This window comes from Sorangium sp. So ce448 (genome assembly GCF_051520915.1).
Taxonomy (GTDB): Bacteria; Myxococcota_A; Polyangia; order Polyangiales; family Polyangiaceae; genus Sorangium; species Sorangium cellulosum_B.
Genome location: NZ_CP150343.1, coordinates 9,329,013 through 9,342,073, shown reverse-complemented (window position 1 = coordinate 9,342,073; position 13,061 = coordinate 9,329,013). Strand labels below are relative to the sequence as shown.

Below are 13,061 nucleotides of genomic sequence, written 5' to 3'. Positions count from 1 at the left end.
GCGATCTCGTTGTGTTCCCGTCTCGATTCCGTCTCGATTCCGCCGCGGTGGCGCGGCGATCAGGAGGGGAGCGACGAGCGGAACTCCTTCACCTTCTCCACGATCTCGCGCAGCGCGTGCCGCGACGCCTCGGAGACGTCGTCGGCCAGCTTCTCGGCGTCGAGGAGCTTGGGCTCCAGCTTGTCCCAGGCGTCCTTCGCGTCCATGCCGGCAAGGTGGAGCCTGACGCGGATCTCGTCGCGCAGGGTCTGGAGCGACTCCAGGCTCTTGTTCAGATCGCTCTTCAGTTCCGATGTGATGTTGCCCATTCTTGTCCTCCCGATTCTACGAGTGTTGATCGCTCCTTCCCGACTCGTGATGCATTGGCCGCGCCAGTTGGCGCGCTTCGACGCGGCGCGCGACCTTCACGCGTCCTGACCGGATCCGAGCCCATCCATACCGGGCGCGGCCGCCGCGCGCCCTCCTCTCGAGGTGTGGCAAAAGCGCCCAGGGACGTGCGTTTTGCCGCACCTCGGACGCGAGCGCGCTCGGGGGCTCTCAGGCACGTTGCGCGTGCGCGCAAACGATGCCGTCATGATCGGCATAGACGAGCTCGCCAGGAACCCACGTGACCCCGGCGAACGTCACGGCGATGTCGCGGTCCCCCGCGCCCTTCTTGGCGCTCTTCCTCGGGTGCGTCGCGAGGGCCTTCACGCCGATCGGGATCTGGCCGATCGCCTCCGCGTCGCGGATGCATCCATGAACGATCACACCGGCCCAGCCGTTCTGGTGGGCCATGGCGGCGATGTTGTCTCCGAGGAGCGCGCAGCGGAGGGAGCCGCCTCCGTCCACGACAAGCACCCGCCCCTGGCCGGGCTCTTCGAGCGCCTTGCGGACGAGCACGTTGTCCTCGTGGACCTTCACCGTGGTGATGCGCCCGTGAAACAGCCGGGCTCCGCCGTAATCCCGGAAGATCGGATCGGCGACGAGGACGTCCGGGTGCTCGTCGCATAGATCCGTGGTTCTGATCTCTGAGCTCATGAAGACTCCCCGTTCGCTTTCCTAGGCTGTCGACCGCCGGATTCAACCGCTCATCGGCCCCCGGTCACGAGGGCTCGTGGCGCTCGCCGTCCTTGGCGGAGGGGAGGGAGGCGCCCTTGCGCTTGCCCGCGCCGGCGAAGGCCGACGAGTCGATGCCATGCCGGGCGAGCCACCGGCGCAGCTGGTTCCGGTGCATCCCGAGCGAGCGCGCCGCGCGCGTGACGTTCCCCTGCTCGCGCCGCAGCGCCGTCTCGATGGCGAGCCGCCGCATCTCCGGCGGCGCCGGCGTGCGCCTCGCGACCTCCGTGATGTCGAGGCCCGCGGACGGCGCCAGATCCGCCACCTCCACGGCGGTGCGCCCGGCCGCGAGCGCCGCGAGGCCCGCCTGCCGCACCTCGCAGAGCAGCTCCCGCACGTTGCCCGGCCACGCGCGCAGCGCGCAGCACTCCAGGAAGCTGGCGCCCGGCGCGAGCCGCGCGCCGGTGCGCCTCAGCTCCGCCGCCACCAGCCAGGGGAGCTCCTCGAGCCGCTCCGTCAGCGACGGGATCCGCACCTCCGGCCGGCCGATCCGGTAATAGAGGTCGTCCCGGAACCGGCGCGCCGCGACCTCGGCCTGGAGATCCTTCAACGTGGCCGCACACAGGCGGAACTCCACCTTGCGCGGGCGCGTGTCGCCGAGCGCGACCACCTCCCGGGTCTCGAGGACGCGGAGCAGCTTCGGCTGAACCGCCGGATCGAGCTCCGCGATCTCGTCGAGGAACAACGTGCCGCCGTGAGCCGCCTGGACATAGCCGTCGGCGTCGGCGGTCGCGTCCGAGTAGGCCCCGCGCCGCGCCCCGAAGAACAGCCGCTCCGCGAGGCCCTCCGGGATCGCGGCGCAGTTCACGGCGACGAAGGGGCCGCCCCGGCCCGTCGCCGCATGGTAGGCGCGCGCCCCGAGCTCCTTGCCCGAGCCGCTCGGCCCGGTGAGCAGCAAGGTATCCCCGCGCATCCCCGCGCGGTGGATCGCCTCGCGGACCTGCCTGAGCGTGGGGCCGACAAGCCCGTCCTCGTGCTCCAGGACCCCGCCGCGCTGGAACGGCTCGATGTCCGCGGTGAAGCGCAGCAGCGTGCTCCCGAGCCGGATCACGCGCGGGGGCGACGAGAAGACCTGATCCTCGATCTGCGCTCCATCGACGAAGGTGCCGTTCCTGCTGCCGAGATCGGTGATCCGGAGACCCCCGCCCGACAGCGCGATGCGGGCGTGCCGGCGCGACACCTGCTCGTCCTCGACCACCACCGTGTCGTCCGCCGCCGCACGGCCCAGCACGACCGCGCCGCCCTCGAGCGGGATCGGCGCGCAGGCAGGCTGGCCGCGGGCGAAGATGACCACCAGACCAGGCGTCGCCCCCTCCGGCGACGCCGACCGCGCGGTGTCGGACGCCCTGATCGTCGACTGATCGTCGGCACCCACACCTTACGCATACATGATCCCACGCCGGCCCTGAAGGCTCTCGGATGTCGGCCGTTGTGGTTAAAAAAATCTATCGAGACGTGATGCCCGCGCCTCTCCCGTCGTGGGTGTGCGGCTGCTCGTCGTGGGCGTGCCTCTGGCCGAGGCGGTCAGTACCGCGGCACCGAGGGATCGACATCTTGCGACCACGCATCGATTCCGCCCTGGAGGTTGTAAAGGTTCCTGTAGCCCTTCGCGAGGTAGTGCTCCGCGGCCGCCTGGCTGCGGCCGCCGTGGTGGCAGTGGAAGACGATCCGCGCGTCCTTCGCGAGCGTCTCCAGGTACCGCTGCCCTGCCTGATCGAGGTGACGCGCCCCCTCGATCCTGGCGATCGTGCGCTCCTGCTCGGTCCGGACGTCGAACAGCTCGAGCGCCTCGCCGCTGTTCAGCAGGGCCTTGAGCGCGGTCGACGAGATCTGCTTCACCTTCGGCGGTTCGTTCGGGCTCTCCAGCTTGAAGCCGCCGCCGGAGGGGCCCTCGACGAAGTCGATCGACAGCCCCTCGGCGCGCCGCGCGCTCGCGCGGTCGAGCAGGAACACCGCCCCGCCCGCCTGGGCCTCGACGTCGCCTGCCTGCCGCGGGCCGAAGTAAAGGCCGTAGTTGTAGGACGGGTCGATCTCGATGTGGACGAAGTCGGCCTCGGACTCTTTCGCGGCCGCGAACGCCGCGAGCGCCGCCGCGGTCACGCGGAGCGTGGGCGGCGCCTGCGCCTCGCCCTGCGCGAGTCCGAGCGCCTTCACGAGCTCCCCGGTCGCGTGCAGCTCCTTCACGATGTCGCAGCCGCCGATGAACTCGCCGCGGACGTAGAGCTGCGGGATCGTGGGCCAGCTCGAGAACTCCTTGATGCCGTCGCGCAGCGCGGGATCCGAGAGCACGTCCACCGTCTGGTACTCGGGCAGGTGCTCGTCGAGGATGTTCACCACCGTGGCGGAGAACCCGCATTGCGGCACGGTGCGCGTGCCCTTCATGAACAGGACGACATCGCTCTCGCGGATGATGGTGGCGATCCTGGCCCGCATGGGCTCGCTGAGGCTCATGTGCTTGCTCTCCCTGCGCGGCGGTGGCGGTGCTGTCGGCTCCCGCGCGCGTCCGCGGGCCTCTCGCTAGCATGAGCAAAGCACGGCAGCGAGGCCCTCCAGCCGGCCTCGCCCGCGTCGACCGAGGGCGGAGCGCGCGGCCTCCCCGCGCGCTCAGCGGCCGAGCAGGAGCCCCAGGACCGCCGCGATCGCGGCGAGGGTCGCGATGACGGCCGGCGCGCCGAGCTCGGCCCCGAGCACACGGAAGCGCCCGCCGCTCGCCCCCGGAGAGCGCGCGAGCGCGTCCGACGGGGGCGGCGTGACGCGGTGCACGCCCGGCGACGCCGCGCTGTCTTCGCGGAGCTCGACGAGGAGCTGATCGAGCGGGGCGTGCTCGCCGAACGGGCGCACGAAGCGGAGCGTCACGCCGCCGCTCAGATCGGGGGGGAGCCGGAGCCGCAGCGTCCTCGCGGCGACCTCCGCCGGGGCGCGGTGGGCGCCGCTCCGGGCGCAGCTGTCGCAGCCGCCGCCGTCGCAGCGGGCGCAGGTGACGCGGGCGGGCACGGCGATCTCGATGTCGGCGCCGTCGCGCGCCCACGCCGCCGGGACGGCGATCGCGAGGCGGCCTCGCGAGCCGTCCGAGGCGTCGAGGCCTTCGCGGTCGATCAGCTGCGCGAGCTCGGCTCTGCCCATGGACCTTGTGTGCCGCACCCGGGCCCCGGCGCCAAGCGCCACCGCGCCGCGGATCACGCCGCTCGACCGGCGCGCAGCACGCCCACCGCCGAGAGCAGGCACGCGATGGCGAGCAGCAACCCGCCGAGCGACCCGGGCCGCGTGCTCTCCTTCAGCCCCACGACGAGCACGCGCGCGAGCTCGCCGTCAGGCACCTTCGCCGGGTCGGACAGGTAGCTGAACACAGCGCCGAGGTCGATCCACGTCGCGTGGATCGTCGCGACCAGCGTCGTCAGCCCCATGGCCGCGATGAACCCGAGCTTCCCGGGCTCCGGCCGCCGGGCGAACTGCAGCCCCGCGCCGACCGTGACCATCCCGAAGACAAGGATAGGCCACATCCCCCAGCCGCCCTCGACGAAGAAATCGAACATCGGTGCCTCCCTCTCGTCTGCTCTTCTCTGCTTGCCGCGTGTCGTCGCCGCCGCCGTGGGCGCCGGCCTTCACGAGCCCCAACACGGCGCCGCGGATCCCGTGACCGGAAAACTTCCTTGTCACGCCCGCGGCCCTCGCGCGTTATGCCGGCGTGGAGAGGGAGGGCGCAGCAGCTCCGTCCGACGCCGAGCTCGCGGCGCGCCTGAGGCGCCGCGATCCGCGCGCCTTCGACGCGCTCTACGCGCGCTACCACCCCCGGATCTTCAGCTTCCTCGTGCGCCTCTCCGGCCGGCGCGACGTCGCCGAGGACCTGTTCCAGGACACCTGGCTCGCCGTCGCGCGCCACGCCGGCCGGCTCGCCGAGGACACCGATCTCGCCGCGTGGCTGTTCACGATCGCCAGGAACCGCTACCGCAGCCACCGCCGCTCCGCCTTGATCGACCTCGCCCGCGCCGCGCTGTTCTCCCGCGAGCCCGCGCCGGCCGCGCCCGAGCCCGAGGGCACGGCGGACGCCCGAGCCGACGTGGCGGCGCTGGAGGCGGTTCTCCGCGATCTCGCGGCGGTGCACCGCGAGGTGTTGCTCCTCGGGGCCGTCGAGGGGCTCGACACGGCGCAGGTCGCCCAGGTGCTCGGCATCCGCGAGGACGCCGCGCGCAAGCGCCTGTCGCGCGCCCGCGCCGAGCTTGCGGCCCGCCTCGAAAGGCGAAATGCTGAGCGGCCCCGGCGGGGATCGACGACCTCGATCTCCGCCGCGGACGCCGCGGACGCGCCGGATGGACAGACGCGAGGAGGTTCTCGATGAAGCCGTTCTCAGGAGAGGATCCGCTGGCGAGGGGCCTCGCCGATCTGCCGCCGGTCGCCCCGCTCGACCCGGCCCGGGCCGACGCGGTCCGGCGCCTCGCCCGCGACGCGCTGGTGGAGACGGAGCGCCCCGCGCCGAGCGCGCGGCTCTCGCTCGCCTGGTCGGCGGTGATCCTGCCGGGGCTCCTGCTGAGCTCTGGCTGCGTGTACGTGTGGGATTCGGTGCAGAAGATCGGGCAGATCTACGGGGGAGGGTAGCGGCCGCGCGGCGCCTTCGCCGCGCGGCCCGTGACGAGCCGCGCGGGGTGAAGGGGCGGCGCGGGGATCAGTCGCCGAGGTCGACGACCTCGAGCCCGTGGTACCAGAGCGCGCAGAGCGCGGTGTCGCCGGAGATCGTCACCTGCGAGACGTACGACGAGAGCTCGCCCTTCATCTCGAGCGTCAGCTCGTCGAGGTCAGCCGCGTCGAGCACCGAGAGCCCGGGCGGGTTGTAGCCGGCGAGGAGGAGGCGTGTCCCGTCCACGGCGCGCGGCCAGCCGGCGTCGGGGCTCGAGAGCTCCTTCGTCGCGACATCGATGCTGCCTCCCTTGAGCCCGCTGGCCACGAGGATCCCGGACGAGTACGCGCCCCCGCCCACCGCGTCGCCCACGGCGTAGTACCCGGAGGTGTACATGAACACGCGGTCATCGCCCACGAACACCTGGTCCAGGCGGGTGTCGTCGTCGAGCGAGTGCTCGTCCCGGAGGCGCGCGTTCGCGCTGCCGACGTCGAGCAGCTTGAGGGTGTGGCGCGTCCCGCGGCAGACGCCGGGGCCATCGTAGTTCTGCTGGTTCGTCGGCACGAACTCGGCGTAGTAGCTGAACGCGCTGAAGCACTCCCGGTAGCCCGGGACGTTGAACTCGACCGCCTCGTAATCGACCGTGAGCGCGCGGTCCGACGCGCCATCGAAGGCCAGCAGCGAGCCGGGCACGTTGACCGGCGTCCGCACGACCGCCGAGGAGGGATCGGCCACGTCGATGCGGTCGAGGTAGAAGCGCGCCCTGGAGGAGTCGCCCTGCAGCGGCACCCAGTGCGACGTCAGCACGGTGGTCCCGTCGAGCTGCAGGCCCGTGTAGCCGGCGCCGTCGGGCAGGGGCAGCGAGCGGTGCGTCGGGCTCGACGGGTTCGAGAGGTCGATGATCTCGAGCGACGGATCGCGGGGCTGCGGCGGCGGGGCGCCGCCGCCGTCCTCGTAGTAGTAGTACGGGTCCTCGACGTTGCGGAGCACGAGCGTGCTCCCTGCCTGGACGACGGCGGCGCCCGCGGCGACGATCCTGCCGTAGTACCCGTTATAGTAGAGCGCGTTGCTGGTGAACGGCAGATCGCGCTGGCTCGCGATCCGGGGGGCTTCGGGGTTCGTGAGATCGATGACGGCGAGGCTCGTCTTCGACGAGTCCGTGTACGAGGGCCAGAGCAGGTAGGCGTATTGCCCGTGCGCGAAGAGCTGCGCGCTGGAGAGGCCGGATCCATAGCAGTCGCTCTTCGATCCGGAGGCCAGCGTCGAGAGGTCGAGCTTGCCGATCGGCTCGGTGCGCCCCGGGTCCGCGGCGTACACGACCTCGAGCTCCGCGGCCTGGGTCCACCAGTCCGCGCCCATGCGGACCACGAGATCGCCGGTGGCGACCGTGTTGCTGACGACCGTCGCCAGGGCCAGGTCGGCGGCCTCGACCGGGGCGTCGCGATCATCGATGTTGAACGTCCCGACCTCCTGATCGGAGACGGCGAAGAGCCGCGTGTCGTGGACGAAGGCGCGGCGCGCCTGGCCGCGCGCCGGCGCCGAGCCGCGCTTCGTGAGCGTGTCGGCCGTGAAGTCGACGAGCTGGACGCCGCTCTCGTACGAGCCGCAGCCCTCGGCCTCGTCGATGTCCCAGCCGCTGTACGGCACGAGGATGGTGCCGAGATCGTCGAGGATGGTGAAGGCCTTGTGGATCCGGTCCTGGCCCTCGGCGAAGCTCGCCCAGTCGCCGCCGAAATGGACGCGCTCCAGCATCGTGGGCTTCGCGAGGTCGGAGACGTCGAAGAGCGAGACGTGGAGCGCGCCGTCGGTGGCGGCGTTGTCGAAGCCGAGGGCGAGCAGCCGGTCGCCGCGCGGCTCCATGTGGTAGACCCAGCCGGGCATCTCGAGCTCGCCGAGCTGGGCGGGGTGCTCCGGATCGCTGAGATCGATGGTGAAGAGCGGGTCGGTCTGCTCCGCCGTGATCGCGTAGGCGCGGTCGCCGTCGAAGCGCACGGAGCGCAGCGTCTCGGGCCGGGGCAGGGTGAGCTCGGTGAAGCCGAGGGGCGTCAGCTCTTGCGAGGACGCGACGGCGAAGGTCTGGACGCCGGGCAGCGCGTTGGTCCGCCAGAGGCCGGGCTGGCTGACGACGCGGAGGACACCCTCGTGCTCGTCCATCTGCCAGCGGCTCTGGATCTGACCGACGGCCTCGACGCTCGCGCCCTCGACGAGCGCGCCCCCGGGATCGGAGATGTCGACGACCTGGATGGTGGAGTGCCCCTCGTCGGTGCCGTCCCACTCGATGCCCGCGATGTACATGCGGTCCTGGGTGACGCTCACGCTGCGCTGCCACCCGTAGTCGTTGGGGTCGTCGTCGTAGCTCAGCTGATCGACCACGGCGATGTCGGCGGGGGCGCCGACGGCCAGGGAGGTGATCGTGGTGTTCCGCGACTGCTTGCATCCCCAGCAACCGCCGTCCTCGAACGTGACGGTGTAGAGCACGTCACCGACGATGCGCGAGTCGGAGATGGTACCCGGCAGGTCGAACGAGCCGATCTGCTGGATATCCGCCGGGTCGGAGACGTCGAGCGCCTCGATGTGGCTCGATTGCTCATAGGAGTACTCGCCGGTGGCCGCGTCGTAGACGTACTGGGTCCACGACGAGAACATCGCGTAGACGATCCCGTCGCGCAGGTACATCTCGAAGGGGATCCCGCTCGCCCGGTAGCGCCCGACGAGGCTCAGCCGGTCGCGCCGGGAGATGTCGATGACGCTGAGCCCCGAGTACTGCGAGAGCGCGTAGAGCTTGCCGTCCTTGACCTGGATGATGTCGGCCTCGGTGATCGCGCGCTCGGCGTCGCCGTCGGCCGGAGGCGCGGTCGGGGCGCCGTCGCCTCCGGTGCCCGCTGCGCCCTCGCCGCCACCGTCGGCCGCATCTCTTCCTCCGCCGGCCCTCGGAGTGTCAGAGATGAAATCGGTCGAGCCGGTTTCGGAGGAAGGCCCCGTCGAGCCTTTCCCGCAGCCGGTGAGTCCGGCCGAGGCCGCCGCCGTCGCGAGGACGAGCCAGCCGGCGTAAGTTCTAGACAGGAAGGTCATAGTCCACCTCGTTGAGGACGAGACACAGGGCGTCATGTCTGCGCCGGTGCGCGTGCACCGTTCAGGTCCCGTGCCCGGCGCACTTAGCAAGTAACGGGCCATGCGGAACCCCACGGAAGATCCAAGGAATTTGCGGGTATTCCCGTGGCTTGTGCCAGAGTGTGCGGCCGGCGGGCTGCCGGCGGTCATGGGCCTGCCCGCAAGGCGTGCGCCGTGGCGATGTTCGATGCCCTGATCCCGGGGTGAGGTCTCATGACCTGGAGGCGGCTCACGCGGCTTGTGGGCAGCTGCTCGTCACCGCGGGAGCATCGCGTCTGCGCGCGGAGATGCGAGGGGATGCGAGGGGATGCGCCGGCGCCGTGCTTGGCACGAGGTGTGAATCCTGGCGCCTGCGGCTGCCGAATGGCAGGTTCGTCTCTACTTGATAGGAGGCTTGACGATGGATCTTTTCAGCAAACGTCACCGGCTTGTCGTTGCGATGCTCGTGCTCTTCGTACCTTTGCTCACCGGCGCCAAGGGCAAAGGCTGTCAGGGCTCGATCGAGGGCGGGGGGGAAGGCCCTGGGGGAGGTGGGGTGGCGGGCGGCGAGCCGGTCTCGTGCCAGGTGACCGGCTGCAGCGGCCAGGTCTGCGCGGACGAGGACGTGGTCACGGACTGCGCGTACCGGGAGGAATATGCCTGTTACAAGGAGCACGGCGTGTGCGAGCGGGGCGCGTCGGGCGAGTGCGGCTGGCGGGAGACGCCGGAGCTCGAGGCGTGCCTTGGCGGCGGCGAGCCTGCGCCGTGCGTGGTGACCGGCTGCAGCGGTCAGGTCTGTGCCGACGCCGATGACGAGGTGGTCACGACCTGCGAGTGGCGCGATGAGTACGCGTGTTACAAGGAGCACGGCGTGTGCGAGCGGGGCGCGTCGGGCGAGTGCGGCTGGCGGGCGACGCCGGAGCTCGAGGCGTGCATCGGCGGCGACAAGCCTGCCCCGTGCGTGGTGACCGGCTGCAGCGGTCAGGTCTGCTCGGATGAGGAGGTGGCCACGACCTGCGAGTACCGCGAGGAATACGCGTGTTACAAGGAGCACGGCGTGTGCGAGCGGGGCGCGTCGGGCGAGTGCGGCTGGCGGGCGACGCCGGAGCTCGAGGCGTGCATCGGCGGCGGCGAGGCTGGGCCGTGCGTGGTGACGGGCTGCAGCGGGCAGATCTGCGCGGACAAGGGGGTGGATGTCGTCACCACGTGCGAGTGGCTCGAGGAGTACGGGTGTTACAAGGAGCACAGCGTGTGCGAGCGGGGCGCGTCGGGCGAGTGCGGCTGGCGGGCGACGCCGGAGCTCGAGGCATGCATCGAGGCGGCTTCCGGCGAGTAGAGCGGGGTGCAGTTCAGCGGTCGACTTCGCCGCTGACCGCTCCTACTCGCTCACAAGCCGCAGCCCCACCGGCAGCCCCTCTCCAAAGAACGCCGCGCGCTCGGACTCCTCGAAGGCCACCACCTCGCGCACCGCCTTGAGCCACGCCTCGGGGGCGCCCACCTTCTCTAGCCGCCGCTCCACCTCGCCGCGGACCCGGTCCGAGACGTCGCGCGCCCGGTCCCCGGTCCTGCGCGCGAGCTGCACCGCGGCCGGCGCCGCGGACGGCAGCTCCTGCCACTTCTCGCGCAGCAGGTGGTCTATCCACCGCTCGGCCGCCGCCGGCGACACCACATGGTGGACGCTCGCGTAGGCCGGCACGCGCGCGCCGAGGCGGCCGATCGCCGCCCAGAGCCGGGCGTCGCGGTCGGTCCATGTGCGCTCCAGGATCCACGCCCCGAGCTCGCTCCTCCGGCCGGCGGGCACGCGCTCGAGCGACGCGCAGAGCTCGAGCAGATCGTCGAGCGCCTCCGGCTTCACCCCCTTCGGCTTCTTCAGCCGCTGCTCGGCCGGGGCCAGGAACGGATCCGCCAGATCCCGGATCGCGACCTGCAGCGGCTCGTCGAGGCCGCCCGCGATGCGGCGCCAGGCGATCCAGAACTGCTGCCAGGAGCGCGCCTCCTGCGGGAACGCCAGCCGCTCGGCGAAGAGCGGCGCGAGCGCGGCGACGCGCGCCGGGTCGCCCGGGTCGCCGAACCCGGGGCGGAGGCAGTAGCCGGCGAGCGACCAGAACACGCGCTCGTGATCGGCCGAGCGCCGCCGCGAGCGCGCGCTCGGGACGAGGGTGTCGAGCAGCGCCCGCGCGGTCTCCGTCGTCCAGGTGGCGCGCTCCCCGAGGACGCGCTCGAGCTCGCGCACGAGGTTCTTCGCCTCCCGCGGCGTCACGTCGGGCCGCCCCTTGCCGAACACCCGCTCGATCGCCTCCCGTGCCTCGTCGAGGCGCTTGCCGCCCGGCGCCGCCGCGGCGTGAGGCCTCGCCTGCACCCGCTCCGCCGGGGCGCCGCCCTCGGCCTCGGTCGCGCGCGCGCCGCGGCCGTCCTCGCGCAGCTGGAACGCCAGCCGGAAGCGGCGCGGCGCCGCGGCGTCCACCTCGACGCAGGCGAGATCCAGGGTGCCGATCGCGGAGAGCTCTCCCTCGATCTGCACCCGCACCTCCGCCTGCTTTCCGGTCGCGGCGCGCGCCGCGTCCCCCGCGTCGAACGCCACCGCGATCGGCGGCAGGGCCTCGAACCGGTCGTCCTCGAGGGCGACGAGGTCGCCCGCGCGATCGGCGCGCGCGTCATCCGACGCGAACAGGTCGAACCGCACCGGGCGCCCCACGACGAGCGCGAAGGTCCGCCCGGCCGCCGCGTGGACGCTGCCCTCCTTCGCGCCGCGCGGCACGACGCAGACCGCTGGCCGCGGCCCCCCGCCGGCGGGCGGCTCGAGGCCGACGTAGTAGCCGCGCGCCGCGCCCCCCTCGATGCGCACGCCGCGGCCCGCGAGGGCGAGGCCATACGCGACAGCGCCCCGCGCCACCGCGAGGTCGGGATCGGCGTGCGGGAGCAGATCGAGCGGCGGGCCGCCCCAGCGCTCGACGACCTGCGCGAGGCGCTCGGCGACGCGGCGGGCCCGGAAGACGCCGCCGTTCAGGAGCAGCGCGGTCGGCCCTCGCGCCTCCGGGGCGTGGCGCGCGAAGAACCAGGCCACGTGCCGGGTGATCGCGACGTCCCGCTCGTAGGGCAGGCCGAACGCGACGAGCCCGCTCCGCCCGCGCTGCGGCCGGGCGTCCCGCGGCGCGTCCGGGAAGAAGCCGTCCAGCACGACGCCCTCGACCTCCTCGCGGCCGAGGCGCGTCGTCAGCGCGCCGCCCACGAGCCGCGCGCCGTGCGAGAGCACCGTGACCGGCGCGTCATCCGGCGGCGAAGGCGCGGCGCCGCCGGCGCCGCCGGACGAGGCCTCGCCCGCGAGCAGGCGCTCCTTGGCGGCGCGGCAGGCCAGCACGAGCTGGCCGAAGCGCGCCGGGTCGAGCTTCTCCCCTGCGCCCACGAGGCGCGGCTCGCAGAGGTGGGCGAGCGCCAGGTCCATGTTGTCGCCGCCGAGCAAGAGGTGGTGGCCGACCGCGACGCGGGAGACCTCGGGGGGGCCCTTGGCCGCGCCGGCGCCCCGAGCGACCCGGATGAGCGACAGATCCGTCGTGCCGCCGCCGACGTCGCAGACGAGGACCATCGCCTCGCCGCCCGAGCGCTCGAGCAGGGCCTCGAGGCCCTCGGCGCCGGCGAGGCGCATGAAGTCGTAAAACGCGGCCTGCGGCTCCTCCAGGAGGCGCGCCGAGAGGCCGGCGCGGCGGGCGGCCTCGACTGTGAGCTCGCGCGCGACCTCGTCGAACGAGGCCGGCACGGTGAGCACGACCTCCTGGGCCGCGAGCGGGCGCTCCGGGAAGGCGTCGTCCCAGGTGCGCCGCACGTGGGCGAGGATCCGGGCGCTCGCGTCGAGCGGCGAGACGCGCTGCAGGGAGGTCGCCTCCTCGGCCGCGCCCCAGGGCAGGATGGGCGCCGTGCGGTCGACGGCGGGGTGGCAGAGCCAGCTCTTCGCCGAGGCGATGAGCCGCCCGGGGATCTCGCCGCCGCGCCGGCGCGCGTGCTCGCCGATCGCGAAGGGCGCGTCGCCGAACGGATCGGCCGGCGCCTCGCCGGGGAGGGGCGCGTAGAGCAGGGACGGCAGCAGCGGGCGCGCCTCGGTCTCGGTGGCGGTCACGAGCTGCGGGATCGAGAAGACGCGGATCGCACCGGGACCTGCGTCGCGCTCGGCCCACGCCACGACGGTGTGCGTGGTGCCGAGGTCGATTCCGACGATCAGGCTCGGGCTCTTCGCGGGGGCGGACATGCGTGCGCGCAGCAACGATAC

General features: G+C 72.7%; 11 protein-coding genes. 3 read left to right on the top strand and 8 right to left on the bottom strand.

Annotation, left to right across the window (positions count from 1 at the left end):
* Positions 1-59: 59 nt before the first annotated feature.
* From WMF45_RS35450 to WMF45_RS35425, 6 genes are all read right to left on the bottom strand, one after another.
* Complete coding sequence (locus WMF45_RS35450) at positions 60-308, bottom strand: hypothetical protein (RefSeq protein WP_437543878.1); 249 nt, start codon at positions 306-308, stop codon at positions 60-62.
* A 229-nt stretch (positions 309-537) separates the two neighbouring features.
* Positions 538-1,020: a ribonuclease E activity regulator RraA gene (gene rraA / locus WMF45_RS35445; RefSeq protein ID WP_437709900.1), complete on the bottom strand. Its 483-nt coding sequence runs from the start codon at positions 1,018-1,020 to the stop codon at positions 538-540.
* Between the two features lie 64 nt (positions 1,021-1,084).
* Entirely contained in the window at positions 1,085-2,473 is a 1,389-nt protein-coding gene (locus WMF45_RS35440; protein ID WP_437709898.1) for a sigma 54-interacting transcriptional regulator, read from the bottom strand.
* Positions 2,474-2,622: 149 nt separating this feature from the next.
* Complete coding sequence (gene grxD / locus WMF45_RS35435) at positions 2,623-3,549, bottom strand: Grx4 family monothiol glutaredoxin (RefSeq protein ID WP_437709896.1); 927 nt, start codon at positions 3,547-3,549, stop codon at positions 2,623-2,625.
* A gap of 153 nt (positions 3,550-3,702) precedes the next feature.
* A complete protein-coding gene (locus WMF45_RS35430) occupies positions 3,703-4,221 on the bottom strand; it encodes a hypothetical protein (RefSeq protein ID WP_437709895.1) in 519 nt (172 codons plus the stop codon).
* A 53-nt stretch (positions 4,222-4,274) separates the two neighbouring features.
* Positions 4,275-4,631 (bottom strand): hypothetical protein, encoded by a 357-nt coding sequence (locus tag WMF45_RS35425; protein WP_437709893.1) that lies wholly within the window; start codon positions 4,629-4,631, stop codon positions 4,275-4,277.
* Between the two features lie 152 nt (positions 4,632-4,783).
* On the opposite strand from WMF45_RS35425, the gene WMF45_RS35420 reads away from it, so the two are divergent.
* Positions 4,784-5,434, top strand: a complete 651-nt coding sequence (locus WMF45_RS35420; protein WP_437709891.1) for an RNA polymerase sigma factor — start codon at positions 4,784-4,786, stop codon at positions 5,432-5,434.
* On the top strand, positions 5,431-5,691 hold the full coding sequence (locus WMF45_RS35415) for a hypothetical protein (protein ID WP_437709889.1): 261 nt from the start codon (positions 5,431-5,433) through the stop codon (positions 5,689-5,691). The genes WMF45_RS35420 and WMF45_RS35415 overlap by 4 nt, the downstream gene beginning before the upstream one ends.
* A 67-nt stretch (positions 5,692-5,758) precedes the next feature.
* Here the strand turns inward: WMF45_RS35415 and WMF45_RS35410 are convergent, their stop codons facing one another.
* Positions 5,759-8,782, bottom strand: a complete 3,024-nt coding sequence (locus WMF45_RS35410) for a beta-propeller domain-containing protein (RefSeq protein WP_437709887.1) — start codon at positions 8,780-8,782, stop codon at positions 5,759-5,761.
* Between the two features lie 439 nt (positions 8,783-9,221).
* On the opposite strand from WMF45_RS35410, the gene WMF45_RS35405 reads away from it, so the two are divergent.
* On the top strand, positions 9,222-10,136 hold the full coding sequence (locus tag WMF45_RS35405; protein WP_437709886.1) for a hypothetical protein: 915 nt from the start codon (positions 9,222-9,224) through the stop codon (positions 10,134-10,136).
* A gap of 42 nt (positions 10,137-10,178) precedes the next feature.
* Here WMF45_RS35405 and WMF45_RS35400 read toward each other — a convergent pair whose 3' ends face one another.
* Positions 10,179-13,040 carry an Hsp70 family protein gene (locus WMF45_RS35400; RefSeq protein ID WP_437709884.1) on the bottom strand — a complete coding sequence of 954 codons (2,862 nt, stop codon included), beginning with the start codon at positions 13,038-13,040 and terminating at the stop codon, positions 10,179-10,181.
* Positions 13,041-13,061: the final 21 nt, after the last annotated feature.